The 25,391-nt window shown below is 75.2% G+C and carries 25 protein-coding genes; 7 read left to right on the top strand and 18 right to left on the bottom strand.

The window, feature by feature from the left end; translation table 11 throughout:
• Positions 1–36 precede the first annotated feature (36 nt).
• The 7 genes from MF672_RS36130 to MF672_RS36160 all read right to left on the bottom strand — a co-directional run bounded on the left by MF672_RS36130 (position 37) and on the right by MF672_RS36160 (position 8,112).
• On the bottom strand, positions 37–951 hold the full coding sequence (locus MF672_RS36130) for a pirin family protein (RefSeq protein WP_242383693.1): 915 nt from the start codon (positions 949–951) through the stop codon (positions 37–39).
• A gap of 67 nt (positions 952–1,018) precedes the next feature.
• On the bottom strand, positions 1,019–2,131 hold the full coding sequence (locus MF672_RS36135; protein WP_242383692.1) for an MBL fold metallo-hydrolase: 1,113 nt from the start codon (positions 2,129–2,131) through the stop codon (positions 1,019–1,021).
• A gap of 125 nt (positions 2,132–2,256) precedes the next feature.
• Entirely contained in the window at positions 2,257–3,708 is a 1,452-nt protein-coding gene (locus MF672_RS36140) for a carboxylesterase/lipase family protein (protein ID WP_242383691.1), read from the bottom strand.
• A gap of 12 nt (positions 3,709–3,720) precedes the next feature.
• Positions 3,721–4,467, bottom strand: coding sequence for a DUF3152 domain-containing protein (locus MF672_RS36145; protein WP_247815599.1), 747 nt, complete (start codon positions 4,465–4,467; stop codon positions 3,721–3,723).
• Positions 4,468–4,610: 143 nt separating this feature from the next.
• The gene (locus tag MF672_RS36150) at positions 4,611–5,975 is read right to left on the bottom strand and encodes an NAD(P)/FAD-dependent oxidoreductase (RefSeq protein ID WP_247815600.1); all 1,365 of its coding nucleotides are present in this window, start codon (positions 5,973–5,975) and stop codon (positions 4,611–4,613) included.
• 311 nt (positions 5,976–6,286) lie between these two features.
• Positions 6,287–6,724 (bottom strand): type II toxin-antitoxin system PemK/MazF family toxin, encoded by a 438-nt coding sequence (locus MF672_RS36155; RefSeq protein ID WP_242375102.1) that lies wholly within the window; start codon positions 6,722–6,724, stop codon positions 6,287–6,289.
• Positions 6,725–6,792: 68 nt separating this feature from the next.
• Entirely contained in the window at positions 6,793–8,112 is a 1,320-nt protein-coding gene (locus tag MF672_RS36160) for a helix-turn-helix domain-containing protein (RefSeq protein WP_247815601.1), read from the bottom strand.
• Positions 8,113–8,315: 203 nt separating this feature from the next.
• Between MF672_RS36160 and MF672_RS36165 the strand changes: the two genes are divergently transcribed.
• Together MF672_RS36165 and MF672_RS36170 are read left to right on the top strand one after the other, a co-directional pair.
• Complete coding sequence (locus MF672_RS36165) at positions 8,316–8,675, top strand: VOC family protein (RefSeq protein WP_242375101.1); 360 nt, start codon at positions 8,316–8,318, stop codon at positions 8,673–8,675.
• A 93-nt stretch (positions 8,676–8,768) separates the two neighbouring features.
• Positions 8,769–9,548, top strand: a complete 780-nt coding sequence (locus MF672_RS36170) for an acyl-CoA thioesterase domain-containing protein (protein WP_242375100.1) — start codon at positions 8,769–8,771, stop codon at positions 9,546–9,548.
• 30 nt (positions 9,549–9,578) lie between these two features.
• Here MF672_RS36170 and gnd read toward each other — a convergent pair whose 3' ends face one another.
• Positions 9,579–11,003: an NADP-dependent phosphogluconate dehydrogenase gene (gene gnd, locus MF672_RS36175; RefSeq protein ID WP_242375099.1), complete on the bottom strand. Its 1,425-nt coding sequence runs from the start codon at positions 11,001–11,003 to the stop codon at positions 9,579–9,581.
• A gap of 65 nt (positions 11,004–11,068) precedes the next feature.
• Complete coding sequence (locus MF672_RS36180) at positions 11,069–11,761, bottom strand: HAD family hydrolase (RefSeq protein WP_242375098.1); 693 nt, start codon at positions 11,759–11,761, stop codon at positions 11,069–11,071.
• A 22-nt stretch (positions 11,762–11,783) separates the two neighbouring features.
• Here MF672_RS36180 and MF672_RS36185 point away from each other — a divergent pair, with 22 nt between their 5' ends.
• From MF672_RS36185 to MF672_RS36195, 3 genes are all read left to right on the top strand, one after another.
• A complete protein-coding gene (locus MF672_RS36185; RefSeq protein ID WP_242375097.1) occupies positions 11,784–12,425 on the top strand; it encodes an SDR family oxidoreductase in 642 nt (213 codons plus the stop codon).
• 5 nt (positions 12,426–12,430) lie between these two features.
• Positions 12,431–13,465 carry an aldo/keto reductase gene (locus tag MF672_RS36190; protein ID WP_302893334.1) on the top strand — a complete coding sequence of 345 codons (1,035 nt, stop codon included), beginning with the start codon at positions 12,431–12,433 and terminating at the stop codon, positions 13,463–13,465.
• A gap of 94 nt (positions 13,466–13,559) precedes the next feature.
• Positions 13,560–16,070: an ATP-dependent Clp protease ATP-binding subunit gene (locus tag MF672_RS36195; protein WP_242375096.1), complete on the top strand. Its 2,511-nt coding sequence runs from the start codon at positions 13,560–13,562 to the stop codon at positions 16,068–16,070.
• Positions 16,071–16,107: 37 nt separating this feature from the next.
• Here MF672_RS36195 and ptsP read toward each other — a convergent pair whose 3' ends face one another.
• From ptsP to MF672_RS36235, 8 genes are all read right to left on the bottom strand, one after another.
• A complete protein-coding gene (gene ptsP / locus MF672_RS36200; RefSeq protein ID WP_242375095.1) occupies positions 16,108–17,835 on the bottom strand; it encodes a phosphoenolpyruvate--protein phosphotransferase in 1,728 nt (575 codons plus the stop codon).
• Positions 17,828–18,115: an HPr family phosphocarrier protein gene (locus MF672_RS36205; protein WP_242375094.1), complete on the bottom strand. Its 288-nt coding sequence runs from the start codon at positions 18,113–18,115 to the stop codon at positions 17,828–17,830. Before MF672_RS36205 ends, ptsP begins: the two co-directional genes overlap by 8 nt.
• A 19-nt stretch (positions 18,116–18,134) precedes the next feature.
• Complete coding sequence (locus MF672_RS36210) at positions 18,135–19,139, bottom strand: zinc-dependent dehydrogenase (RefSeq protein WP_242375093.1); 1,005 nt, start codon at positions 19,137–19,139, stop codon at positions 18,135–18,137.
• A complete protein-coding gene (locus MF672_RS36215) occupies positions 19,136–19,564 on the bottom strand; it encodes a PTS mannitol transporter subunit IIA (RefSeq protein WP_242375092.1) in 429 nt (142 codons plus the stop codon). Before MF672_RS36215 ends, MF672_RS36210 begins: the two co-directional genes overlap by 4 nt.
• Positions 19,557–19,865, bottom strand: coding sequence for a PTS sugar transporter subunit IIBC family protein (locus MF672_RS36220; protein ID WP_242375091.1), 309 nt, complete (start codon positions 19,863–19,865; stop codon positions 19,557–19,559). Before MF672_RS36220 ends, MF672_RS36215 begins: the two co-directional genes overlap by 8 nt.
• 3 nt (positions 19,866–19,868) lie before the next feature.
• On the bottom strand, positions 19,869–20,990 hold the full coding sequence (mtlA, locus tag MF672_RS36225) for a mannitol-specific PTS transporter subunit IIC (protein WP_242375090.1): 1,122 nt from the start codon (positions 20,988–20,990) through the stop codon (positions 19,869–19,871).
• Positions 20,991–21,111: 121 nt separating this feature from the next.
• Positions 21,112–22,251 carry a 1-phosphofructokinase family hexose kinase gene (locus MF672_RS36230; protein ID WP_242375089.1) on the bottom strand — a complete coding sequence of 380 codons (1,140 nt, stop codon included), beginning with the start codon at positions 22,249–22,251 and terminating at the stop codon, positions 21,112–21,114.
• Positions 22,248–23,009: a DeoR/GlpR family DNA-binding transcription regulator gene (locus tag MF672_RS36235; protein WP_242375088.1), complete on the bottom strand. Its 762-nt coding sequence runs from the start codon at positions 23,007–23,009 to the stop codon at positions 22,248–22,250. The genes MF672_RS36230 and MF672_RS36235 overlap by 4 nt, the downstream gene beginning before the upstream one ends.
• Positions 23,010–23,111: 102 nt before the next feature.
• Here MF672_RS36235 and MF672_RS36240 point away from each other — a divergent pair, with 102 nt between their 5' ends.
• Positions 23,112–23,978, top strand: coding sequence for a serine hydrolase (locus MF672_RS36240; protein ID WP_242375087.1), 867 nt, complete (start codon positions 23,112–23,114; stop codon positions 23,976–23,978).
• 67 nt (positions 23,979–24,045) lie between these two features.
• Positions 24,046–24,939, top strand: a complete 894-nt coding sequence (locus MF672_RS36245; RefSeq protein ID WP_242375086.1) for a hypothetical protein — start codon at positions 24,046–24,048, stop codon at positions 24,937–24,939.
• 84 nt (positions 24,940–25,023) lie between these two features.
• Here MF672_RS36245 and MF672_RS36250 read toward each other — a convergent pair whose 3' ends face one another.
• The gene (locus MF672_RS36250; protein ID WP_242375085.1) at positions 25,024–25,386 is read right to left on the bottom strand and encodes an MmcQ/YjbR family DNA-binding protein; all 363 of its coding nucleotides are present in this window, start codon (positions 25,384–25,386) and stop codon (positions 25,024–25,026) included.
• Positions 25,387–25,391: the final 5 nt, after the last annotated feature.

Below are 25,391 nucleotides of genomic sequence, written 5' to 3' on the forward strand. Positions count from 1 at the left end.
GCCAGGCCGCCGGCTGGACGGCCCCGCCCGCGCGGCTCAGCGGACCCGCCCGCGCGGCTTGAGCCGGATGGCGGGCAGGACGGGCGCGGGGAGCGGATCTCCGTCGAACCCCTCGACGACGCCGAACCCCTCGCCCTCGGCCCACTCCTTCCTGAAGGCCGCGATCTCGTCGTGCGTGCGGCCCACGAAGTTCCACCACATGACGATCTCCTCCTCGAACGGCGCGCCGCCGATGAGCAGCACCCGCCCGCGCCCCGACAGCCGGACCCCCGGCCGTCCCGGCGGCAGGTACGCCAGCGGCCCCGGCTCCAGCCCCTCGACCTCGCCGTCGAGCAGCAGCAGCCCGTGCTCGAACCCGGGGTCGAGCGGCACCTCGCCCGCGCCGTCCACCGCGATCTCCGCCCCGACGAGCGGGGTGCGGGCGGTGGCGGGGGAGACCGCCCCGCCGAGCGTCCCCATGAGCACGGTGGCGGCGAAGCCCGGGCCGTCCAGCACCGGCAGCGCCTCGTGGTGCTCGAAGGCGGGCGCGTCGTGGCGGTGCGCCGCGGGCAGCGCCACCCAGAGCTGCACGCCGTGCAGCACCTCCACGGCCGACTCCTCGGAGTGGGAGATGCCGCGGCCGGCGGTCATGAGGTTGAGCTGCCCGGGGCGTACCCGCTGGAGGCTGCCCAGGCTGTCGCGGTGCAGCACCTCGCCCGCGAGCAGCCACGTCACGGTCTGCAGGCCGGTGTGCGGGTGGGGCGGCACGCGCATGGCCGTGCGCTCGGGGCCGTAGGCGTCCAGGAAGCACCAGGCGCCGATCATGCGCCGGTGCACGCCGGGGAGGGTCCTGCTCACCGCCATGGCGCGCGGGCCGCCCAGCGGGACCGCGCGGCCGGCCAGCAGCTCGCCGGCCGCGCCCTGCTCCGCGCCGCAGCGGATCTCCTGCGGCGCACGCTCCAGGTTGCTCACCCTGGCACTGTACGGCCCCGCGCGGGCCGGCCGTCAGCCGAGGGCCGGTCCCCGCGCGGGCCGGCCGTCAGCCCAGGGTCTCCCACCAGCCGTCGGGCGCCGGGGCCGCCGCGGCGTCCACGGCCTCGCCCGGCCGCGGCACCACGATGTCCACCTCGCGCGCCTTGGCCTCCCGCCACAGCCGGTCCACCGGCTCCGCCCACGGGTGCAGCGCCAGCGTGAACGTCGCCCAGTGCACCGGCAGCAGCAGCTTCCCGCCGAGGTCGAGGTGGGCGTTGACGGCCTCCTCGGGGTTCATGTGGATGTCCGGCCAGGCGGGGCTGTAGGCGCCGATGGGCATGAGCGTCAGGTCGAACGGCCCGTGCGCCGCCCCGATGCCGCGGTACCCCTCGAAGTAGCCCGAGTCGCCCGCGTAGAAGACCCGCTTGGCCGCGCCCGCGACCACCCACGAGCCCCACAGCGTGTCGTTGCGGCGCAGGGACCGTCCGGAGAAGTGCCGCGCCGCGGTGGCGACGAAGCGCAGCCCGGCGACCTCGGCCTCCTCCTCCCAGTCCAGCTCGATGATCCGGTACGCCGGCACGCCCCACCGCTCCAGGTGCGCCCCGATGCCCAGCGGCACCAGGAACGGCGCCTTCTGCGTCCGGACCAGCGCGCGCACGGTCGCGAGGTCGAGGTGGTCGTAGTGGTCGTGGGAGATCGCGACGGCGTCCACCGGCGGCAGCTCGCTGATCGCGACCGGCAGCGGGTGGTGCCGCTTGGGCCCGACGAGCTGCGACGGCGAGACCCGCTCGCTCCACACCGGGTCGAACAGCACCCGCCTGCCCTCGATCTCCACCAGCGTCGAGGCGTGGCCGTACCAGACGGCGCGCAGCCCGTCGGCGGGCGCGGGGCCCGCGGGCGGCACGCGCATCGGCACGGGGCCGGCCGGGCGGCGCTGCTCCTTGTTGCGCGCCAGCTCGCCGAGCAGGCTCACCGGCGGCGTGTTCATCACATGGGTCGGCTCGGGCATCGAGTTGTAGAAGGAGCCGTCCTTGAACTGGCTGGAGCGGCGCACCCGCGCGGCCCGCTCCGGGCCCGAGTCCAGCGGCCGCGCCCCCAGCTCCGCCGGCACGTCGCGCAACGCCCAGCCGGCCGCGGCCAGGGCGGCCCCGCCCGCCAGGATCCGCCGTGCCGTACGCATTCCCGCCATCGCCCACTCTCCCCTGGAAGTCCGTTCAATCCGGTAACCGGGACGGGAGTCCCGGTGTTCCCAAGCGTACGATATATCGCGATACGTCAACGCGTGGGCCCCCGGGGAAGCGGGCGTCAGGCGGCGGGGTGGCCGATCGGCGGGAACCCCGCCTTGGCCCAGAGCGCGTGCGAGGCCGCCTCCGGGTCGTCCACGTCCGACGGGACGACGTCGAACAGGTGGGTCGTGGCGGTCGCGCTGTCGTAGCGGGGCCAGCCCGGGTCGCCGGTCGCGGCGAACGCCGTCCAGGCCGTGCGCACCTGCTCCGACAGCGCGGGCAGGTCGGGGGAGCCGCCGGTCAGCATCCGCGCCATGTCGTCGTCGTCGATCACGCCGAACGTCAGCGGCACGTCCAGCGCGTGGCAGGCCCGCAGCTCCGGGGTGGGGGACCAGGTCAGCTCGTAGGCGTGGGTGACGCCGGTGTGGGCGTCGGCGAGCAGGGTGCTCGGCATCCGGAACATCCAGTCCGACATGAGCGTCACGTACAGGTCCTCGTCCGAGGCGCCCGGGTGCGCGGCGCGGTAGGCGTCCTCCGCGTAAGGCGGGGCCAGCGTCCGCAGGGCCCCCTCCAGGTCCGGGGCCGGGTTGCCGCCGGACATGGCGTGGAACAGGCGGAACTCGTCCCGGTTGTACCCGGCGATCAGGGCCACGTCGCGGGCCGCGCCCGCCGCGAGGGCGTTCCACGGCGTGTCCGGCAGCACCTCGCCGTCCACGACCGGGGCGAACGCGATCGACTCGTACGCCATCGGCCCCCACCGGCCCACGTCCCCGCGCATCTCCTCGGTCGCGACCGCCTCCCCGGCCGCCACCAGCGCCTCCGGCGCGCTCTCCGCGAGCGGCACCCCGCCGAGCCGCCGCTCGACCGCGTCCGTCACCCGGGCGGCGAAGGCCGGGGTGAACGTCATGCCCGGCACGCTCTGCGCGATCGCCCGGCCGAACAGGCCGCGCGCCGACGGCATCGCCAGCAGGCAGGCGATCGCGCCCGCGCCCGCCGACTCGCCGAACACCGTCACGTTGCCCGGGTCGCCGCCGAAGGCCGCGACGTTCTCCCGCACCCAGCGCAGCGCCGCCACCTGGTCCAGCAGGGCCCGGTTCGCGGGACGGCCCGGCACGTGCCCGTAGCCCTCGAAGCCGACGCGGTGGTTGAACGTCACCACCACCACGCCCTGCCGGGCCAGTCGCGCGCCGTCGTAGGCGGGCAGGTCGGCGTAGCCGGACCGGTACGCGCCGCCGTAGATCCACACCATCACCGGCAGGCCGGCGCCGCCCGGGTCGGGCGTCCAGACGTTGAGGGACAGGCAGTCGAGGCCGCCGTCCGGGCTCCACGGCGGCAGGCCCGGCATCATCGGCGGCTGCGGCGGGCGCGGGCCGAACCTGGTGGCCTCCAGCACGCCGTCCCACGGCTCCGGCGGCTCCGGGGCGGCGAACCTGAGCCGTCCGAACGGGGCCTTCGCGAACGGGACGCCCTTGAAGACCGCGATCTCGCCGTCCTGGCCGCCGGTCAGCCTGCCCGTGCCGATGCGGATCATGCCCGTCCCCTCTCATGGTCTCCTGTCCCCAGTCTGCGGCTCCCGCGTGCCGGGCGCGCGGTCCGGGAACGGCCACGGGTTCGGCCGGCAGCGGCCCAGCGACTTCGACTGCTGCGTCATGACCGGGGCGAGCCGGCCCGGGCCGGGGCAGGAGCGGTGACCGTGGCCGAGCCCGTGGCCGACCTCGTGGCTGATGAGGTAGCTGCGGTAGGCGGCCAGGTCGCCCTCGTACTGCGGGACGCCGACCGCCCAGCGCAGCGCGTTGATGATCGAACGTCTGCCGTTCCAGCAGGACAGCTCGCCGCCGGTGCGCAGCGGACGGCACTGGCGGATTGTCGTGCCCGGGCTCGACAGGGCCACCCGGACCCGGACCGGGCCGCGGTCCACCCGCTGGAAGCGGGCCCAGCCGCGGCCGTCGTTCAGGATGCGGTGCACCTGGGCGGCGAACTCGCCGGGCTCGAACGGCAGGCCCCGCTCCACCTCCACCAGGTACCGCACCGGCCGGCCCGGGCCGGGACGCGCCGGCGCGGTGCCGGGGACGACGGCGTACCGGCCGGAGGCGGCGTACGGCACCTGGACGGCGGGCGGCCGGACCTCGGGTTGCGGGCGCGCGGGGCGCGGCGCCCTGGGCGGGCCCGGCGCGATCGGCCGCCGCGACGGCGCCGCCCCAGGGCCGACCGGGGGTCCGGCCGTGGGATCCGCGCCGCACCCGGCGGCGAGCAGGAGCACGACCAGCATGAACGGTGCGAAGCGCGGCACATCGGCCTCCCCACGGGCGCGACGGTGGGGAGGAAACCGATCATACGCTGGGCAAACGGACAGACCGCGAGGGGGTCCCCTCTTGCCTGGCCGGTGTCAGGGTGGCGTCAGGGCCGGCGTCCGGGCCGGCGTCCGGGCCGGCGTCAGGGCCGTGGCAGCGCGTAGGCGGTGACGTCGATGGGCGGCCGCTCGCCGAGCGCCAGGGCCGCGGCGATCCGGCCCGCGAAGGGGCCCGCAGTCAGCCCGTACGCGCTGAGCCCGGTCGCCACCACCACCCGCGAGGTGAGCTCACCGATCAGCGGCTTCCCTGGGGCGTACACCGGGCGCAGCCCCACCCGCGTCTCCGCCACCGTCGCCCCGGCCAGCCCCGGCGCGACGCGCAGCCCCGCCTGGAGTACCTCCTCCAGCCCGCCCATGGTCACCCGCGGCGCGAAACCGACGTCCTCCACCGTCGCCCCGATCACCACCCGCGACCCGGGGAACCCCAGCAGGTACGGCCCCACGCTCGGCAGCACGATCGGCCACCACGCGGTGTCGACGCCTTCGAGGGTGGCGTGCAGGATCTGGCCGCGCCTGGGGAACACGGGCAGCTCGGCGCCGAGCGCCCGGCACACCTCACCCGTCCACGCCCCGGCCGCGACGATCACCGCATCCCCCTCCACCGGAAGCCCACCGCCCGCGCCGCCCATGCCGTCCGCGCCGCCCGCGCCGCCTCCAGCGACCCGGCCGCGCGGGGCGCCCCCGCCGTCCGCCCCGGACGCCGCCACGGAACCGGCCGACGCCGCTCCCGCCGCTCCCGCCGCTCCCGCCGCTCCCGCGCCATCCGCTTCGCCGAGCGGCACCGCCTGCCGCCACGACCCGTCCCTCCCGGACCGGCCCTCCTCACCCGCACCGCCCGCGCCGTGCTCGCGGGGCCCGGCCGCCACCCCCCTCGTCCCCGGAACGCCGAGCCCGCCGCCCGTCGCCCCGTGGACGAGCACCTGACCGTCCGGAGTGAGGGTCGCGGTGCCGGCGTGCAGCCGGGCGCCCCGCGCCACTGCGGCCTGGAGCAGCGCGTCCCGGACCGAGCGACCGTCCACGCGGGCCGCCCCCGGCACCAGGAGCGCGCTCAAGGTGTCCGACAGCGGCGGGAACAGCTCGGCCGGAGCCGCCACCTCGGTGACCTCGCCCATCTCCGGCGCCTCCGCCCGACGCCGCCGCAGCAGGGAGTGCACCGGCTCCAGCTCCGCCGGGTCCTCGGACACCAGCAGCGCGCCCACCTTGGCGTACCCGAAGTCCTCGCCCAGCGCCTCCACCAGCCCCGGGTAGCAGCGGGCCCCCTCGCGGGTCAGCCGGTACCAGTCGTCGTCCTCGGGATGGTCCACCCACGGGCACACGATGCCCGCGCCGGCCTGCGTCGCCTCGCCCTGGTAGCCGCCGTCCACGACGGTCACGGACGCGCCCCGGTCCGTCAGGTAGTAGGCCGCGCTGGCGCCGACGATGCCGCTTCCGATCACCACAACACGCATACGGCAATGATCGCAGCCCGCCTGACCTGCGCCGATGACCGGGTCACCGCGATCCGCAGCCCGACGAGGACAACGGGCGGCACGCTGTCACGGATCCCCCCAACACTCGGGATGGGGACGCGGAGCCGCTGGACCCACCGCGACGACCGCCGCCGGAACGGCGTCCGTCGTCAGGCACTGCGGCCCCTGGAACCAGCAGTGGTGGCGCTGACCCCAAGTCACCTCTCCACAGGCCCGGGCCCTCCGGCGCCCCGGGCTCTCCGGCAGACCGGGCGTGATCGCGCCCGGTCTGCCGGAGTCCGGGCGGGGCCTCAGCTCCGGCGGGCGGCGCTCCAGCCGTGCGTCTTCATGAGGCGGGCCGCCACCCGGGCGAACCGGTCGGCGTCGAGGACCGCGCCCTCGCGCCGCAGGTCGTCCTCGTCCAGCACGAAGACCCGGTCCAGCCGCAGGTACGAGTCCCGCCCGTCACGCCCCCACGGGCCGATCGGCAGCCACTCCGGGCCGTCGTCGCCCTTGCTGGAGAGCATCATGCCCAGCAGCCGGCGTCCGGTGCGGCCCACGACCAGCAGCGGGCGGTCCTTGCCGCGCGAGGGGTCCTCCTCGTACGGCACCCACGCCCAGACGATCTCGCCGGGATCGGCCAGGCCGTCGAGGTCGGGGGAGTAGGCCAGCGTCGCGGTGCCGTCGAGGGCGTGGATCTCGCGTACCGCGCCCCGGACGGGCCGGGGGTCCTCACCTAGATCGCGCATTGAGGGAGCCTATGGCCGGTGGCGGGCGAAATCCAGTTGATCATCCCCGTGCGGCGTGACGGCCGGCGTCAGGGAGCGCGGCCGGTGCCGGGGGACAGGAGGCGGCGCAGGACGGCAGGGGTGTGGCCGGCGTGCCGGCGGATCGTGCGGGTCATGTGCGCCTGGTCGGCGAAGCCGAGGTCGGCGGCCAGCTCCGCGAGGCCGGTGTCGCCGCCCTCCAGCCGGTCGAGCGCCCGGCCGACCCGCACGCGGTTGCGGTAGTGGGTCAGGGAGACGCCCAGCTCCTGGGTGAAGGCCCTGCTGAGCCGGTACGGCGAGACCTCCAGCAGGGCCGCCAGGGACAGCAGGCCGGCGGCGGCGGGATGGTCGGCGGCGATCGCCTCCCGGGCGGCGACGACGACCGCCTCCGTCCCGCCCCCACCACGGGACGGGACACGCCCCCGCCCCCCGCCTCCGCCCCCACCACGGATAACGAGGCGACCCCCGCCTCCGGTAGCGGAGTGACCCCCGCCTCCGGTAGCGGAGTGACCCCCGCCCTCGTCACGGGCAGCGAAGTAGCCAACGCCCTCGTCACGGGCAGCGAAGTGGCCTCCGCCCTCGCCACGAGTCGCAGGACGGTTCTGGCCGTCCCTTCCGCTGCGGGCAGGAACGCGGTTCCCGCTCTCGCCGCGGGTCGCCAGGCGGTCTTGGCCCTCGTTCCCGCTGCGGGTAGTGACGCGGTTCCCGCCCTCACCGTGGGTCGCCGGGCGTTCCTGGCCCTCGCTCCCGCCACGGGAAGCAACGTGGTCGCCGCCCTCGCCACCGATCGGCAGGCGGTCCCGGGCTTCGGTCTTGCCGCGGGTGGGGAGGTGGCGGCCGGGTTCCTCGCCGCCGGCCGGCCCGTGAGCCCGGACGGCGGCTCCCATGCCGGCCGGTCTCCCGGAGCCGGGCGAGGGGGCGTCGGTCACCTGGGAGAGGGCGGCGGCGATCAGCGGGAGCAGGGACTCGGTGAGGGCGAAGGCCGCGTCGCCCGTGCGGGCGGCGGCGAGGACGCGGCGGTGTGCCAGGTCGAGGCGGGCGTCCACGTACAGGGCCGAGCGGACGGGACGGACGTCGCCCGCGAGCGTGCGCCACAGCCCCGGCGTCAGCGCCAGCGAGGTGCAGACGTCGCCACCGCCCGCCGGGTGGGCGAAGTGCTCCTCCTCGCCGGGCAGGCCCAGGTACGCCACCGTCTGGTCCACCACGGCCACCCGCCCCTCGACCCGGCGGTGGAAGGTGCCGCGCCGCGCCAGCACCACCCGGTGCCGGTCGCTCAGCTCGGCCGCGGACCAGCCCCGGTGGTCGTCGACGCACGTGACGGCGTCGAGGGCGAACCCGGGCCCGGCGGCGAGACGGACGGACGAACGCATGCCCCGCACGGTACGCGACGCCCCCGACAGTTCCCGGTCCGCCGAAGATCCGCCGAGGACCCGCCGAAGCGACCGCAGTCCCGCGAGGCCCAGCGAGGGCCCCAAGGTCCCCGCGAGGTCCCCGCGAGGGTCCCGCGAGGTCCCGCGAGGCCCTGCAAGGATGTTCAAGACGCCCCCGCCCCTCCACCGGCAGCCTGGCAGCCATGACCACGACAACAACCATCGCCACGGTCGTCATCGACTGCGCCGACCCGCGCGCCCTCGCCGCCTTCTACGCCCGCCTCACCGGCTGGACGCCGTCCGGCGACGACCCCGGCTTCGTCACCCTGGAGGGCGGCCCGGTGATGCTCGCCTTCCAGCGCGTCGACGGCTACCGGGGGCCGGGCTGGCCGGGCCCGGCCAAGCACGCGCACCTCGACCTCGCCGTCCCCGACGTCGAGTCGGCGGTGCGGCGAATCGCCGAGCTGGGCGGCGCGATACCGGCCGAGCAGCCGGGCGGCGGCGAGTGGACGGTCGCGCTCGACCCGGAGGGCCACCCGTTCTGCCTGACAAGGGCTGCCTGACGCGGGCTGCGTGACGAGGGCTCCCTGACGCGGGGCTGAAAGCAGGGGCGGGGCGCACCGCGTCCCGCCCGCACTCCTCTAGAATCTGATTCTGTGCCGTCGACGACAGCGTTCTTCACCCAGAAGCAGGGCGAGCTGGTGCCCGCACCCCACGCCCGCGGCCCCTGGTCGCCCGACATGCTCCACGGCCGCCTCCTCGGCGGGCTGGCCGCCCGTGCCCTGGAGGAGCGCCACGCCGAGCCCGGCCTGCACTTCGCCCGGCTGACGGTCGACCTGTTCCGCAACAGCCCGCTGCTGCCGGTCGCCGTCGAGACCACCCTGGTCAGGGACGGGCGCAGGATCCGCGTCGCCGACGCCGTGATCTCCACCGACCAGGGCGTGATCGGCCGGGCCAGCGCCGTCCTGCTGCGGCAGAGCGAGCAGCCCGGCGGCGAGCAGAGCATCGTCACGCCCGCCTGGGACGCGGCACCGCCCGAGGGCGAGCCGGTCACCTCCGAGGGCTGGAAGCCGCCCTTCGACCTGTGGCGGCTCACCGAGTGGGGCGCCCCCGGCCCCGGGCGGGTGTGGCTGCGCGAGACGTACCCGCTGGTGGACGACGAGCCGGTGACGCCGTTCGTGCGCGCCGCGCTGGCCGCCGACTTCGCCAGCCCGCTCAGCAACGTCGGCACGAACGGCCTCGGCTTCATCAACGCCGACTACACGCTGACCCTGGCCCGCCTGCCCGAGGGCGAGCTGATCGGCGTGGAGGCGACCGGCCACCTCAGCGCGGGCGGCGTCGCGACCGGGCAGGTCACCGTGCACGACACGGCGGGGCCGTTCGGCTTCTGCGCCGTGACGGCGGTGGCCAACCCGATCGCCCTGATCAGCCGCTAGCGCACGGGGTCAGGCGGCTAGCGCACGGGGTCAGGCGGGCCGCTCGGCGCGGTCGCCGGACCAGTCGACGTGGAAGGCGCCGTCGCGGTCCACGCGCCGGTAGGTGTGCGCGCCGAAGTAGTCGCGCAGCCCCTGCACCAGCGCGGCCGGCAGCCGGTCGCGGCGCAGCCCGTCGTAGTAGGCGAGCGCCGAGGAGAAGCCGGGCGTCGGCACGCCGATCTGCACCGCCGTCGTGACCACCCGCCGCCACGCCTCCTGCGCCGCCTCCAGCGCGGCGGCGAACGTCGGGTCGGCCAGCAGCGTCGGCAGCTGCCGGTCGGCGTCGTACGCGGCCCGGATGCGGTCCAGGAACTTGGCCCGGATGATGCAGCCGCCCCGCCAGATGGTCGCCATCGCGCCCAGGTCGAGGTCCCAGCCGTACTCCTTCGACGCCGCCGCCATCTGGTCGAAGCCCTGCGCGTACGCCACGATCTTGGACGCGTACAGCGCCTGCCGCACGTCCTCGACGAGCTCGCGCCCGCCGACCCCGGACAGCTTCGGCCCGGCCAGCGACGCGGCGGCGGCCCGCTGCTCCGGATGGCCGGAAAGGGCCCGCGCGAACGTCGCCTCGGCGATGCCCGTGACCGGCACGCCGAGGTCGAGGGCGCTCTGCACGGTCCAGCGGCCGGTGCCCTTCTGCTCGGCCTGGTCCACCACGACGTCCACGAACGGCTTGCCGGTCGCGGCGTCCACCTGCTCCAGCACCTCGGCGGTGATCTCGATCAGGTAGGAGTCGAGGTCGCCCCGGTTCCACTCGCGGAACACCTCGGCCAGCTCGGCCGGGGTCGCGCCGAGCGCCTGGCGCAGCAGGTCGTAGGACTCGGCGATGAGCTGCATGTCGGAGTACTCGATGCCGTTGTGCACCATCTTGACGAAGTGCCCGGCGCCGTCCGGGCCGACGTGCACGCAGCACGGCACGCCGTCCACCTTGGCCGCGATGTCCTGCAGGATCGGCCCCAGGGCCTCCCACGACTCCGGGGACCCGCCGGGCATGATGCTCGGCCCGAGCAGGGCGCCCTCCTCGCCGCCCGAGATGCCGGTGCCGACGAAGTGCAGGCCGCGCTCGCGCAGCGCGGCCTCGCGCCGCCGGGTGTCGGCGTAGTGGGCGTTGCCGCCGTCGACGATCATGTCGCCGGGCTCCATCAGCTCGGCGAGCTGGTCGATGACGGCGTCGGTGCCCGCGCCCGCCTTGACCATGATGATCGCCCGGCGCGGCCGCTTGAGGGAGGCCACGAAGCCGGCCAGGTCCTCCGACGGGACGAACGTGCCCTCCCCGCCGAACTCCTTGACCAGCGCCTGCGTGCGGCCGTGCGAGCGGTTGTGCACCGCGACGGCGTAGCCGTGCCGGGCGAGGTTGCGGGCGAGGTTGCGCCCCATGGTGGCCAGGCCGGTGACGCCGATGTCTGCCAAGTCCATACTCAAGCTCCTCTACGGGGAATACGCATGATCCAGCTTGGGAGTTCGACAGGATATTCCGGTACCTAATCGTCGAGCCGCACGCCGAGCTCGTCGAGCCGGCCCAGCATGTCGGCCGGGTCGGCGTAGACCCTGAACGCCCCCGACCGCTCCAGCTCGTCCCGTCCGTACCCGCCCGACAGCAGTCCGATGCCGAGCGCGCCGGCCCGGCGGGCGGCCAGCAGGTCCCAGACGCTGTCGCCCACCACCATGGCATGCGCCGGATCCGCCTCCACCAGCGCCGCACCGGCGAGGAACAGGTCGGGGTCCGGCTTGGCCCGGCGCACCAGGTCGCGGGTGACCATCGGGGTGTCCTCGGGCAGCCCCAGCAGGCCCAGCGCGAGCCGCGCGGTGCGGGCGTAGCCGCTGGTGGCGATGGCCCACGGCACGCCGCGCGAGGTCAGCTCGGCCAGCAGCTCGGGCGCGCCGGGCAGCGGCCGCACCGAGTCGGCCTGCCGCTCGTACGCCTCCATGTGCGCCACCTGCAGCCGCTCGATCTGCTCGCGCGTCAGCTTCAGCCCGGTCTCGCGCAGCAACGCGCTGACGAACAACCCGCCGCTCATGCCGATGCGCCGGTGGATGCGCCACACCGACAGGTCGATGCCCATCCCCGCCAGCGCCTGCCGCCAGGCGATCACGTGCTGGTAGACGCTGTCGATCAAGGTGCCGTCGAGGTCGAACAGAAACGCCGGTACGGGGGCGTGCGGGTACTCCGTCATGGTCCCATGACACCATGGCGGCATGCGGATCATCATCGCGGGCGGCCACGGGAAGATCGCGCTGCGCCTGGCCGCGCGGCTCAAGGACGGCGCGGTCGGCCTGGTGCGCAACCCGGCGCACGTCGCCGACGTCGAGGCCACCGGCGCGCGGGCCGTCGTGTGCGACCTGGAGCGGGCCTCCGTCGACGAGGTCGCCGGGATCGTGCGCGGCGCCGACGCCGTCGTCTTCGCGGCCGGCGCCGGGCCGGGCAGCGGCGCGGCCCGCAAGGACACCGTCGACCGGGGGGCGTCCGTGCTCATGGCCGACGCCGCCGAGCGCGCCGGGGTCGGGCGCTTCGTCCAGATCTCGTCCATGGGCGCGGGCAAGCCGCCCGCGCCCGGCCGCGACGAGGTGTGGGCCGCCTACATCGACGCCAAGACCGCCGCCGAGGACGACCTGCGCCGCCGCGACCTGGCCTGGACCATCCTGCGCCCCGGCCGCCTCACCGACGAGCCCGGCACCGGGCTGGTCCGGCTCGCGCCCGAGGTGCCGCCGGGCTCGGTGCCGCGCGACGACGTGGCCGCCGTGATCATGGCGCTGCTGGACAACCCGGGCACCGCGCGGCGCACGTACGAACTCGTCTCCGGTGACACTCCCGTCATCGACCTCGTTGCGACAGAGTGAGAGCCGTGACTGAATATCGCGTACTCGGACGTACCGGTCTCAAGGTCAGCCCGCTGTGCCTCGGCGCGATGATGTTCGGCTGGTGGGGCGAGCCCGACCCGGGCGAGTCCGCCCGCATCATCGGCCGCGCGCTCGACGCGGGCGTCAACTTCATCGACACCGCCGACGTCTACTCCCAGGGCCAGTCGGAGGAGTACGTCGGCCAGGCCCTCGCCAAGTCCGGCCGGCGGGACGAGGTCGTGCTGGCGACCAAGTGCCACGGCGTGATGGGCGAGGGCCCCAACCAGCGGGGCAACTCCCGCCGCTGGATCTTCCAGGCCGTCGAGAACTCGCTGCGCCGGCTCGGCACCGACTGGATCGACCTGTACCAGATCCACCGCCCCGACCCCGACACCGACGTCGAGGAGACCCTGGGCGCGCTCACCGACCTCGTCAGGCAGGGCAAGGTCCGCTACCTCGGCAGCTCCACCTTCCCCGCCCACCAGATCGTCGAGGCCCAGTGGGCGGCGGAGCGGCGGGGGCTGGAGCGCTTCGTGTGCGAGCAGCCGCCGTACTCGGCGCTGGCGCGCGGCATCGAGGCCGACGTGCTGCCCGTCGCCGAGCGCTACGGCATGGGCGTCATCGTCTGGAGCCCGCTGGCCGGCGGCTGGCTGAGCGGCCGCTACCGCAAGGGCCAGGACCTCCCGCGCACCCGCCGCGCCGACCGGCTGCCCGGCCGCTACGACCTGTCCATCGCGGCCAACCAGCGCAAGCTGGACGCCGCCGAGGAGCTGGCGCGGCTGGCGGAGGAGTCCGGGCACACCCTGATCGAGCTGGCGATCGCGTTCACGCTCAGGCACCGGGCGGTCACCTCCGCCATCATCGGGCCGCGCACCATGGACCACCTGGAGAGCCAGCTCGGCGCCGCCGAGGTGCGGCTGAGCGACGACGTGCTCGACCGGATCGACGCGATCGTGCCGCCCGGCGTCACGCTCAACCCGGCCGACGCGGGCTGGCAGCCGCCGCAACTCGCCGACCCGTCCCTGCGCCGCCGCCCCTGAACGGACGCGCCGCCGCGCAACCTTTGCCGAACGCTGGCATTGGCTCGCGGCCTCGCTGGCTAGGTGTCCCCTCGGAGCGTGAGAGGGGACATCCATGGCGGACATGCCGTTCGGGTCGTTTTTCGGCGGGGACCCGTTCCGAGGGTTCGAGGAACTGACGGGCCGGGTGTTCGGCGGCATGGAGGGCTGGCCGCCGTCCCGGCCCGGCGTCCAGCGGGTGGACGTCGGCCGGCTGCTCAGCGCCTCGGCCAGGGAGGCGCTGCAACGCGCCGTCGAGGGGGCGGGGCAGCGCGGCGCGCCCGACCTCGACGCGCTCGACCTGCTCGACGCCCTGATCGACACCGACGCCACCCGCGCGCTGCTGACCGCCGCCGGCGTGGACGCCGACCGGCTGCGCGACCGCATCGACGACCTCGCCGGGCCGGGCGAGGCCGCCGAGCCGCCGACCACGCTCTCGCCGGCAGCCAAGCGCGCCGTCCTGGACGCCCAGCGCATCTCGCGCGCGCTCGGCTCCTCCTACATCGGGCCCGAGCACCTGCTGCTCGCGCTGGCCGCCAACCCCGACTCCGGCGCCGCCCGTCTCCTGCGCGAGCAGGGCGTCTCCGCCAACGAGCTGCAGGAGGCCGTGCTGTCCGGCGCGGCCGCGCACCGCGCCGGAGGCGACGCCGCCCGCCGCACGGGCGACACCCCCTCGCTCGACGAGTACGGCCGCGACCTCACCGAGGAGGCCCGCCAGGGCCGCGTGGACCCGGTCGTCGGCCGCGAGGACGAGATCGAGCAGTCCATCGAGGTGCTCTCGCGCCGCACCAAGAACAACCCGTGCCTGATCGGCGAGCCCGGCGTCGGCAAGACCGCGATCGTCGAGGGCATCGCCCAGCGCATCGTGAACGGCAGCGTCCCCGACACGCTGAAGGACCGGCGGGTCATCGCGCTCGACCTGACCGGCATGGTGGCCGGGTCGAAGTACCGGGGCGAGTTCGAGGAGCGGATCAAGAAGGTCATCGACGAGGTCCGCGCGCACGCCGACGAGATCATCGTCTTCATCGACGAGGTGCACACGCTCGTCGGCGCCGGCTCGGCCGAGGGCGGCATGGACGCCGCCAACATCCTCAAGCCCGCCCTGGCGCGCGGCGAGCTGCACGTCATCGCCGCCACCACCATCGACGAGTACCGCAAGAACATCGAGAAGGACGCCGCCCTCGAACGCCGCTTCCAGCCGATCCTGGTCGCCGAGCCGACCGTGGAGCAGACGGTCGAGATCCTGGCCGGGCTGCGCGACGCCTACGAGGCCCACCACCAGGTCCGCATCACCGACGAGGCCCTGGACGCCGCCGCCAACCTCTCGGCCCGCTACATCACCGACCGCTTCCTGCCCGACAAGGCCATCGACCTGATGGACCAGGCCGCCGCCCGCGTCCGGCTGCGCGCCCGCACGCCCGGCAGCGACGTGCGCGAGCTGGAGGAACGCCTGGAGTCGCTGCGCCGCGACAAGGACCAGGCCGTCGCCTCCGACGACTTCGACCGGGCCAAGGAGCTGACCGGCCAGATCGACAAGCTCCGCCCCGAGCTGGAGCGCGCCCGGCACGGCAGCGACACCGTCCCGCAGGTCATGGTGGAGGACATCGCCGAGGTCGTCTCGCGCCGCACCGGCATCCCCGTCACCCAGCTCACCGAGCAGGAGCGCGACCGGCTCATGCGGCTGGAGGAGCACCTGCACGAGCGCGTCATCGGCCAGGACGAGGCCGTCACCGCCATCGCCGAGGCCGTCCGCCGCGCCCGCGCGGGCCTGTCGGACCCGAACCGGCCCATCGGCAGCTTCCTGTTCCTCGGCCCGACCGGCGTCGGCAAGACGGAGCTGGCCAGGGCGCTGGCCGCCGCGCTGTTCGGCGGCGAGGACCACATGGTCCGCATCGACATGAGCGAGTTCCAGGAGCGGCACACCGTCTCGCGGCTCATCGGCGCGCCGCCCGGCTACGTCGGCTACGAGGAGGCGGGACAGCTCACCGAGGCCGTGCGCCGCCGCCCGCACTGCGTGATCCTGCTCGACGAGATCGAGAAGGCCCACCCCGACGTGATGAACATCCTGCTGCAGATGCTCGACGACGGGCGCCTCACCGACGGCCAGGGCCGCACCGTCGACTTCACCAACGCCATCGTCATCATGACCAGCAACATCGGCGCCGAGATCATCCTGGCGGCCACCGGCGACGCCGCCGCGCTGGAGGACCGGCTCATGGACCTGCTGCGCCGCTCGCTCCGTCCCGAGCTGCTGAACCGCATCGACGAGACGATCATCTTCAAGCGCCTCGAACGCGACCAGCTCCGCCAGATCGTCGACCTGCTGCTGGAGCGCACCCGGCAGCGGCTGCGCGGCCAGGGCATCACCCTGGAGGTCAGCGACGCCGCCAAGGACTGGCTCGCCGAGCGCGGTCACCAGCCGGAGTTCGGCGCCCGCCCGCTGCGCCGCACCGTCCAGCGCGAGCTGGACAACCGGCTGTCGGCCATGCTGCTCACCGGGGAGGTCACCGAGGGCGGCAAGGTCACGGTGGACGTCGAGGGCGGCACGCTCCGGCTCAGGGCGCACAACCCCGAGCCGGCCGCCTGACCCGCCCGCCTGACCCGCCCGCCTGACCTGCCCGTCCTCAACCCAGCGCGGCCGCCGCCCGCTCCTCGCACTCCGCCAGCGTGAGGCCCGCCAGCGCCTCACGCACCAAAGGCACGCAGGACGGCGCCATGGACAGGCTCGTCACCCCGAGGCCCACCAGCAGCGGGGCGACGGCCGGGTCACCCGCCGCCTCGCCGCACACGCCGACCTGCTTGCCCGCCTCGCGGCCCGCGCGGGCGCACATCCCGACCAGCTCCAGCAGGGCGGGCTGGCGCGGGTCGAGCAGGTCGGCCAGCCCCGGGTGCTGGCGGTCGGCGGCGAAGGCGTACTGGGCCAGGTCGTTGGTGCCGACGCTGAGGAAGTCCACCTCGCGCAGCAGCGCGGCGGCCCGCAGCGCGGCGGCCGGCACCTCCACCATCACGCCCGCCCGGGCGAGACCGGCGGCCCGGGCGCGGGCCGCGAACCCGGCGGCCTCCGCCACCGTCGTCACCATGGGCGCCATGACCCGCACGTCCGCGCCGGTCGCGCGGGCCGCCTCGGCGATCGCGGCGAGCTGGTCGTCCAGAACGCCGGGCCGCACGCGGTCCACCCGCAGGCCGCGGACGCCGAGCGCCGGGTTCGGCTCCTCCGGCAGGCCGAGGAAGGGGAGGGGCTTGTCGGTGCCGGCGTCCAGGGTCCGGACGATCACCGGGCCCCCGGCCCGCCCGAACACCTCGGCGTAGGCGGTCACCTGCTCCTGCCGCGACGGCGGCTGCCGGCGGCCGAGGAACAGGAACTCGGTGCGGAACAGCCCCACGCCCTCCGCGCCGGGACGCAGGTCGGCGGCCGAGCCGACGTTGAGCAGCAGCCGCACCGGGTGGCCGTCGGCGGTGCGGCCGGGGCCGGCGCTCGCGGCCAGGCGGGCCCGCTCCTCGCGGTCCCGCGCCACGACCTCGGCCGCCTGCTCCCGGGTCAGGCCGACGGTGACCTCGCCGGTGGCGCCGTCCACGCCGACGAGCGTGCCGTCGGGGACGTCCGCGATCGCGGGGCAGGCGACCACGGCGGGCAGGCCGCGGGCGCGGGCCAGGATCGCCGTGTGGCTGGTCGGGCCGCCGCGCTCGGTGACCAGCGCCAGCACGTCCGGGCCGAGACCGGCGGTGTCGGCGGGGGAGAGGTCGGCGGCGGCCAGCACGTACGGGTGACCGGGGGCGGGCAGGCCCGGCATCGGCAGGCCGAGGACGGCGGCCACCGCGCGGTGCCGGAGGTCGTCGAGGTCGGCGGCCCGCTCGGCCAGGTAGCCGCCGAGGGCGGCCAGGGTCTCGCGGTGGCCGGTGAAGGCGGCGTCCAGGGCGTGGGCGGCGTCCTGGCCGCCCCTGGCGCGGGACTCGGCCTCCTCGCGGAGCATCGGGTCGTCGGCGATCATCGCGAGCGCTTCCAGGATCTCGGCGGCCTCGGCGCCGGCCCGCGCCGCGACGTCCGTGTCGTCCGTGTCGTCCGCGGTGCCCGCCCGCGCGCCGTCCCCGGTCGTGCCGCCGGCCGTCTCAACAGGGGCCGGGGCCGGCGAGCGGGCGGCGGCGGCGCGCCGCGTGAGGTCCGCCGTCACCGCCTCCAGGGCCTTGACGACGGCGGCGGCCTCGGCGTCCGGGTCGGTGACCGGCCGGGGCCCGGGCAGGCGCGGCGGCTCGGCCATGCGCACCAGCGGCCCCGCCGCCCGGCCCTGGCTCACCCCGAGCCCGGACAGCCGCCCCCCGCCGTGCGTCGTGACCTGGCCGGTGCCGTCAGGCATCGAGGGCCTCTTCGGCGTCCAGGTCGCGCGACAGCAGCGCCACCAGCGCGTCCAGGGCCTCCTCGGCCCCCGGCCCGTCCGGCGCCTCCAGCGTCACGACCGTGCCCTGCACGGCCCCCAGGGACAACACCCCCAGCATGCTCCGCGCTGGCACGGCCTTCTCGCCGAGCCGCACCGTCACCGGCACCCCCAGCCGCGCCGCCTCCTGCACGAACAGCTTGGCGGGACGGGCGTGCAGCCCGCTGGCCGAGGCGACGGCCACCGTTCGCTGTGCTGCCATGACGACAACCTCCAGGATGTCAGGGTTCGATGGTGACCTTGATGGCCGCGCCCCGGCTGACGAGGTCGATCCCGTCGAGCACGTCCGGCAGCGGCAGCCGGTGGGTGATCAGGTCGGCCACCGGCACCGCGCCCTCCGACACCAGCCGCAGGGCGGCCGCGTTGTGCGCCGGGCTGGAGCCGTTCGCGCCGACGATGGTCAGCTCGCGGTAGTGCACGAGGTTGGAGTCCAGCGCGATGACCGGGTCGTCCTTCGGCAGGCCGCCGAAGAAGCTGACGCGGCCCTGCCGCGCCGCCATCCGCGTCGCCTGCTCCTGGGCCGCGCCGGACGCCGCCGCCGTGATCACGACGTCCGCGCCCCGGCCGCCGGTCAGCCTGAGCACCTCCGCGACCGGGTCGGAGTCGATCGCGGCGTCCGGGCGCACCAGCTCGGCGGCCATCGCCAGCCGCTGCGCGTTGACGTCCACGAGGAAGACGCGGGCCGCGCCGCGCGCCCGCGCCAGCCGGACGTGCAGGCAGCCGATCGGGCCCGCGCCCATCACGACCACGTCGTCGCCCGCGCCGACGCCGGCCAGCTCCTGCCCGTTGAGCACGCAGGCCAGCGGCTCGGCGACGGACGCCTCGGCGAAGCCGACGTTCTCGGGGATGGCGTTGACCCCGTCCACCGCCAGCACCTTCGCCGGGACGACCAGGTACTCGGCGAACCCGCCGTCGTAGTGGTAGCCCATCGACTCCTGGTTCGGGCAGACGGTGCGGCGGCCCCGCAGGCACTCCGCGCACGTCCCGCACGGGATCGCGGCGATCACCTGCACCCGGGCGCCGCTGTCCACGACCTCGCCGGCGATCTCGTGGCCCATCACCCGGGGCGGCACGATGTGGTGGTGCCCGAACTTGTAGATCTTGGCGTCGGTGCCGCACGTCGAGCAGTTGCGCACCCGGATCTTCAGCTCGCCGGGCCCGGCGACGGGCTCGGGCGCCTCCTCGATCCTGATGTCGCCCGGGGCGTGGAACCTGGCGACCTTCATGACGTCAGCTCCTTGATCACGTCTTCCGCCGCGGTGGCCTCGCGCAGGGCGCGGGCCCGGTCCGGGTCGAGCAGGATCTCGGCCAGCGCCGCCAGCAGGGGAACGTGCCCGCCGTCGCGGGCGGCTATGCCGACGCACACCGTGACCTGCTCGCCGTCCCAGTCCACGCCGTACGGGAAGCGCACGAAGCAGAGCGCGTCGCGGAGGATGTCGTTCTTCGAGGCGTTCGTCCCGTGCGGGATGGCGACCCCCTCGCCGACGTAGGTCGACAGGGAGCGCTCGCGCTCCAGCATCGCCGCCACGTACGGCTCCGCGACCGCCCCCACCTCGACCAGCGCCCGGCCGCAGCGGCGCACGGCCGACTCGCGGTCCGGGGCGCTCTCGTGCAGCAGCACCGCCCGCGGGTCGAGCAGGTCCTCACGCATCGACGACGCCGCCGTTCCTGATGGTGTCGACCAGCCGGGTCACGGCCGGGTCGCCGAGGAAGATCTGGAACGGCACCAGCACCTTCCCGGGGGCGGCGGCCTGGGCGCGGGCGGCCAGGCCGGCGTGGCAGAGCACCACGTCGGCGTCGTCCGGGATGGAGTTGACCGGGGTGTGCTCGACGGTGACGCCGCTGTCCCTGAGCTGCTTGCGGAGCTGGGAGGCGAGCATGACGCTGCTGCCCATCCCGGCGTCGCAGGCGACGATGATCTTGTGGATGTCCTTGCTGTCGATGCCGGCCATGGCTCAGGCCTCCTTGGTGGTGACGGGTTCCGCGGTGGTGACCCCGGTGGTGTCCGGCGTGTCCTCGTCCTGCTTCTTCTCGCCCCTGCCGAAGCCCAGCAGGACGGCGGCGACGAAGAACGTCACGGCGGCGGCCACCAGGATGCCCAGGCTGGAGGCCAGCCAGCCGCCCCTGGGCGTGACCGCGAGGTAGGCGAAGATGCTGCCCGGCGACGGGGTGGCGACCAGGCCCGCCCCGGTGACCATGAACGTGAACACCCCGGCCGCGCCGCCCAGGATGACGGCCGCGATCAGGCGGGGCTTCATGAGCACGTACGGGAAGTAGATCTCGTGGATGCCGCCGAAGAAGTGGATGATCATCGCGGCGGGCGTGCTCGGACGCAGCGCGCGCGGGCCGAACAGCAGGTACGCCAGCAGCAGCCCCAGGCCGGGGCCGGGGTTCGACTCCAGCATGAACAGGATCGACTTGCCGTGCTGGGCGGCCTCGGTCACGCCGAGCGGGCTGAGCACCCCGTGGTTGATGGCGTTGTTGAGGAACAGCACCTTGGCCGGCTCGATGAGCAGCGAGGCCACCGGGAGCAGGCTGTGGGTGATCAGCCACGCGACGGCGTCGCCCGCGGCCGTGGTGATCGTCTGGACGACGGGCCCGATGGCGAGGAAGCCGACCACGGCCATCGCGGCGCCGACGATGCCGGCGGAGAAGTTGTCGACCAGCATCTCGAAGCCGGCCTTGGTGCGCGCCTCCGTGAACTTGTCCACATATTTCAGGATCAGGGCGGTGAGCGGGCCGATGATCATGGCGCCGAGGAACATCGGCGCCTCCGTGCCCACCACGACGCCCATCACCGCCACCGCGCCGACCACCGCGCCACGCTGCCCGTGCACCATCCGGCCGCCCGTGTAGGCGATGAGGACCGGCAGCAGGGTCGAGATGATCGGGCCGACCATCTTGGCGAGGGTCTCGTTGGGCAGCCAGCCGGTCGGGATGAACAGCGCGGTGATCAGGCCCCAGGCGATGAACGCCCCGATGTTGGGCATGATCATCCCGGCCAGGTGGCCGCCGATGCGCTGGATGGTGGCCTTGACGCCGGTGCCGGTGACCGCGGGTGTGTAGGTGTCGGCCATGGACTTGCTCCTTCGGGGGGTTGAGCAGGTGTTCGACCGCCCGCCCGCACCCGGTGCGGCGGACCGGGCCGGGGCGAGGGGGGCCAGGGCAGAGGAGCGGGGTGCTGTCGGAGGTCGCGGGTCAGGGGAGGGAAGCGGGTGCGGCCGGGGCGGGCGGCAGGTGGGGGACGGTGAGCGGGCACGCGAGGTCGGGCGGGCCGACCGCCACGGGCGCGGGGTCGATGTCGGCGGGCCCCGGCAGGCGGCTGCCCGGCAGGCGGACCGCGGCCGCGCCCCAGGCCAGCGCCCGCGCCAGCGCCTCCGGGCCGCACCCGCCGGCGGCGAGGAAACCGGCCAGCATGGCGTCACCCGCGCCGACCGAGCTGCGGGGCCCGGCGACCGGCGCGCGGCCGTACCAGACGCCGCCGTCCTCGACGAGCACGGCCCCGTCGGCGCCCAGGCTGGCCAGGACCCTGCGCGCCCCCGCCGCCCGCAACACCCCGGCCGCCTCCACCACGTCGCCGAGCCGCAGCAGGGGACGGCCGGTGACCTGGCCCAGCTCCTCCAGGTTCGGCTTGACCAGGGCGGGCGCCGCGCCGACCGCGCACGACAGGGCCGGGCCGCTGGTGTCCACGGCCACCTGGATGCCGGCGCCGGCGAAGCGGCGGCACAGGCGGGCGTAGACGTCGGCGGGCACCTCGGGCGGCAGGCTCCCCGACGCCACCACCCAATCCGCCCCCCGCCCGCCACCTGAACCGTCACCGCGACTCGCTCCGGGACCGTCGTCCAGGCTGCGACGGAGGCCGTCACTCCGGCCGGGGCTGAGGCCGTCACTCCGGTCGTCACGGGGGCCGTCACTTCGGCCATCACCGGGGCCGCCGCCGCCCGCGAGCGCCTGGCCGTGGGCGGCGGCGAGGACGGCGTCGGCGATCGTGTCCAGCTCGACGGCCGACAGGGCGGTGCCCGGCTCGTTGATCTTCGTGACGGTCCCGTCCGGCTCGGCCAGCGTGACGTTGGACCGGGTCCGCCCGGTCACCGGCACGGTCACCATGTCCAGGCCCTCGGCGGCCAGCAGGCGCACGAGCTGGCGCCCCTCGTCCCCGCCGAACGGCACCACCGCCCGCGAGGCCACGCCGTTGGCCAGCAGCGCCCGCGAGACGTTCACGCCCTTGCCGCCGGGGTCGAGGCGGGCGGCGGCGGCGCGGATCACCGCGCCCCGGTCCAGCGCGGCGATCTCGATCGTACGGTCGAGGCTCGGGTTGAGCGTCAGCGTGAGGATCACGCGCGGATCACCTCCGGCCCGGCCGCCGCCAGGTCGGCGGCGAGCGTGACGTCCAGCCCCGTGTCGCTGACCACCACGTCGATCTCGCCCAGCTCGGCGAACGTGGCCAGGTAGGTGTTGGAGAACTTGGTGTGGTCGGCCAGCAGCACGCTGCGCTGCGCGGCCCTGACCATGGCCCGCTTGATCGCCGCCTCGGCCGGGTCGGGCGTGGTCAGGCCCCGGTCCAGCGAGCAGCCGTTGGTGCCCATGAACGCGACGTCCACGTTCAGGTGCTCCAGCGGGCGCAGCGCCCAGTCGTCCACGGTGGCGAGGGTCTTGCCGCGCAGCCGCCCGCCGAGCACGATCACGTGCAGGTTGGCGCGGGCGGCGAGGGCCGTGGCCAGCGGCGGCGAGTTGACCACGACGGTCAGCTCGCGGTCGGCGGGCAGCACCTGCACCAGGCGGCCCGTGGTGGTGCCGGCGTCGATGATGACCGAGCCGTCCTCGGGCAGCTCGGCCAGCGCCGCCTTCGCGATGCGCTCCTTCTCGGCCGTCATCACCTCGTCGCGGGCGGACAGCGCGGGCTCGAACCCGAGCCGTTCGACGGGGATCGCGCCGCCGTGCACCCGGCGCAGCACGCCCGCCCGCTCCAGCGCCGTGAGGTCGCGGCGGATCGTCTCGGTGGTCACGTCGAGCTCGGCGGCCAGCGTCACCACGTCGACGCGGCCGGCGGCGCGCGCTCTCCGCAGGATCTCCTGCTGCCGCTCCTCGGCGTACATGATGTTGGTTCACCGCCGTTTCGATTTGGTTTCTCCTGTGTTTATACCCGCTTTCGTTGGGTGGTCAAGAGTGTGTCGGGGAGATCTGGTAGTTATAGGCGGATGCGCATCAAGCCCCTCGCGGCCGCGGTGGCGGCCGTCCCCCTGCTCGCCGTCCTCGCCCCGCCCGCCCGGGCGGCGGCGGCCCCGCCCCGGGTGCCCGCGGGGACCACGGCGGCGTGGGTGGTCTTCGACCGGCAGGCGGGCAGGTTCGTCGCGGCGCGCAACGCCCACCGCAAGTACCGCTCGGCGTCCGTGGTGAAGATCCTCATCGCCATCGACTACCTCGAACGCCGCAAGAGCGTGCCGAAGGCCGACGCCGAGCTGCTGAAGGTCATGCTGCGGGCCAGCGACGACGACGCGGCCTCGGCCTTCTGGGACCGCGGCGGCAAGGGGCAGATCATCGTGCGGGTCGCGCGCAGGCTCGGCCTCGCCGACACCGCGCCGCCGCCCGCCTCGCAGCCCGGCTTCTGGGGCTACACCTCGCTCAGCGCGTACGACATCGTCCGCACCTACCGCTACCTGCTCGACCGGGCCGACGCCCGGGTCCGCGACACCATCCTCGGCCACCTCCGCAAGGCCGCCTCCTGCGGCACCGACGGCTTCGACCAGACCTTCGGCATCCCCAGCGCGGTGCCCAGGCCGTACGCGGTCAAGCAGGGCTGGTCCGGGTTCGGCACGACGCCGCCCACCCGGTGCCGCGAGGCCAGGGCGATCGGCGCGCCCGTCTCGTGGATCGCCCGGCGCGCCACCGGCTCCGGCGTCCCCGACTACGGCCGTCCGGTGCTGCACACGACGGGCCTGGTGGGCAAGGGGGAGCGGTACGTCATGGCGGTGCTGACCGCGCATCCGGCGGGCAGCGCGTGGAGCGCCTCCGTCCAGCGGATCACCGCCATCGCCAAGGGCCTGTACCGCGACGTGTCCTCCTGATCCCTCCCGCTCCGGCCCGGCGGAAAAGCGTTCGCGGGGCCGGGCGGTGCTCCGATAGGCATGGGGGATGACGAAGCGAGCGAGCGCCCTGGACCGCGTCCTGCGGCAGGCGGGCGGCCCCGAAATCCTCGACGTGCTGGCGAAGCGGCTGCCCGGGGCCGATCTCACCACGTTGCTGCTGGAGGTCATGCGGCGGCGGGCCGGCGCGCTCGCGCCCGCCGACGTGCTGCGCCGCTACGGCCAGGACCGCTTCGCCGCGCCGTCGCCGGTGCCGTTCCGCGAGCTGCGGCGGGCCGAGGACGCCGCACTGTCGGCGCTCCCGCCTGACTTCGAGCCGGTCACGCTGTCGCCGGTCGCGCCGCTCGGCACCTGCTCGGTCCTCGCCACCGTGGACCAGAACAAGGTGGTCTCCACCGTCAGGAACGGCGAGGTCGCCGCGGACCCCACCAACGCCCTCGCCCTGGAGGCGGCACTGCGCCGCCGCACGGCGGGCGACGGGGCGGGGGGACGGGCTGAGCCGGTGCGGCTGGCCGCCGTGCAGCGCGTCGTGCGCGCCCAGCACGTCGAAGGGGCCGCCCGGTACGCGCACTTCACCCTGTTCGCCCTGGTCACCGCGGGGCGCGACACCGGCGGCCTGGCCTTCGAACGGCAGCACGCGGCCGAGCACCTGGCCGTCCTGGCCGACGCGGTGCGCGCGTGCGGGGCCGGGGAGCCCGAGCTGCGGGTCACCGTCCTGGACGAGCGGTTCGACGCCGTGGCGGACGGCCTCGGCGGGACACCCGACCCGGACCGGCAGAGCGGCCGGGGGTACTACACCGGGCTGTGCTTCAAGGTGTACGCGCGCGGGGTGGAGGTCGGGGACGGCGGCTTCACCGGCTGGACGGCCGGCTTGCTCGGCGACCGCAAGGAGCGCCTGCTGATCAGCGCCCTCGGCCTGGACCGGCTCGCCATGCCGGAGTGAGGCACGGCCGCGCGAGGACCGCCGGGTCAGCGTGTGCCCCGGCAGGGGGCGGGTGTCGGGGAGCGGGTGTCGGGGGGCGGGGCGTCAGGGGGCGGGGCGGAGAAGGGCGAGGCGTTCCTGCTCGGCGCGCACCTTCTTCGGGACGCACATCCGCCACGCCTCCAGCACCAGCTCCCGCATCTCCGCCACGTCCAGCGCCGCCGTCCGCGCCTCCACCCAGTGGAAGCGCAGGTCGGACTCGCGCGGCAGCAGGAACTTCGCCGGCTCCGACGCCACCAGGGCCTCGCGCTCCTCCTTCGGGAACCCGAAGCCCATGAGCGTCTCGTCGCGGGAGAAGGCCACGTACACGATCCGGCCCACGCGGAACTTGACGCGGTCGCGGATCAGGTGCTCCGACGACCGCGGAAGGGTGCTCGCGAACCGCCGCACGTCCTCGACTGTGATCATGCGGC

The sequence above is a fragment of the Actinomadura luzonensis genome (assembly GCF_022664455.2).
GTDB classification, from domain to species: domain Bacteria; phylum Actinomycetota; class Actinomycetes; order Streptosporangiales; family Streptosporangiaceae; genus Nonomuraea; species Nonomuraea luzonensis.

Bases quoted from the DNA above. Each gene is read 5' to 3' on its own strand.
- MF672_RS36135 (WP_242383692.1), bottom strand. From the start codon at position 2,131: ATGCGTACGGCACGGCGGATCCTGGCGGGCGGGGCCGCCCTGGCCGCG.
- MF672_RS36140 (WP_242383691.1), bottom strand. From the start codon at position 3,708: ATGATCCGCATCGGCACGGGCAGGCTGACCGGCGGCCAGGACGGCGAG.
- MF672_RS36150 (WP_247815600.1), bottom strand. From the start codon at position 5,975: ATGCGTGTTGTGGTGATCGGAAGCGGCATCGTCGGCGCCAGCGCGGCC.
- MF672_RS36155 (WP_242375102.1), bottom strand. From the start codon at position 6,724: ATGCGCGATCTAGGTGAGGACCCCCGGCCCGTCCGGGGCGCGGTACGC.
- MF672_RS36160 (WP_247815601.1), bottom strand. From the start codon at position 8,112: ATGCGTTCGTCCGTCCGTCTCGCCGCCGGGCCCGGGTTCGCCCTCGAC.
- MF672_RS36165 (WP_242375101.1), top strand. From the start codon at position 8,316: ATGACCACGACAACAACCATCGCCACGGTCGTCATCGACTGCGCCGAC.
- gnd (WP_242375099.1), bottom strand. From the start codon at position 11,003: ATGGACTTGGCAGACATCGGCGTCACCGGCCTGGCCACCATGGGGCGC.
- MF672_RS36180 (WP_242375098.1), bottom strand. From the start codon at position 11,761: ATGACGGAGTACCCGCACGCCCCCGTACCGGCGTTTCTGTTCGACCTC.
- MF672_RS36185 (WP_242375097.1), top strand. From the start codon at position 11,784: ATGCGGATCATCATCGCGGGCGGCCACGGGAAGATCGCGCTGCGCCTG.
- MF672_RS36195 (WP_242375096.1), top strand. From the start codon at position 13,560: ATGGCGGACATGCCGTTCGGGTCGTTTTTCGGCGGGGACCCGTTCCGA.
- ptsP (WP_242375095.1), bottom strand. From the start codon at position 17,835: ATGCCTGACGGCACCGGCCAGGTCACGACGCACGGCGGGGGGCGGCTG.
- MF672_RS36205 (WP_242375094.1), bottom strand. From the start codon at position 18,115: ATGGCAGCACAGCGAACGGTGGCCGTCGCCTCGGCCAGCGGGCTGCAC.
- MF672_RS36210 (WP_242375093.1), bottom strand. From the start codon at position 19,139: ATGAAGGTCGCCAGGTTCCACGCCCCGGGCGACATCAGGATCGAGGAG.
- MF672_RS36215 (WP_242375092.1), bottom strand. From the start codon at position 19,564: ATGCGTGAGGACCTGCTCGACCCGCGGGCGGTGCTGCTGCACGAGAGC.
- MF672_RS36220 (WP_242375091.1), bottom strand. From the start codon at position 19,865: ATGGCCGGCATCGACAGCAAGGACATCCACAAGATCATCGTCGCCTGC.
- mtlA (WP_242375090.1), bottom strand. From the start codon at position 20,990: ATGGCCGACACCTACACACCCGCGGTCACCGGCACCGGCGTCAAGGCC.
- MF672_RS36235 (WP_242375088.1), bottom strand. From the start codon at position 23,009: ATGTACGCCGAGGAGCGGCAGCAGGAGATCCTGCGGAGAGCGCGCGCC.
- MF672_RS36240 (WP_242375087.1), top strand. From the start codon at position 23,112: ATGCGCATCAAGCCCCTCGCGGCCGCGGTGGCGGCCGTCCCCCTGCTC.
- MF672_RS36245 (WP_242375086.1), top strand. From the start codon at position 24,046: ATGACGAAGCGAGCGAGCGCCCTGGACCGCGTCCTGCGGCAGGCGGGC.
- MF672_RS36250 (WP_242375085.1), bottom strand. From the start codon at position 25,386: ATGATCACAGTCGAGGACGTGCGGCGGTTCGCGAGCACCCTTCCGCGG.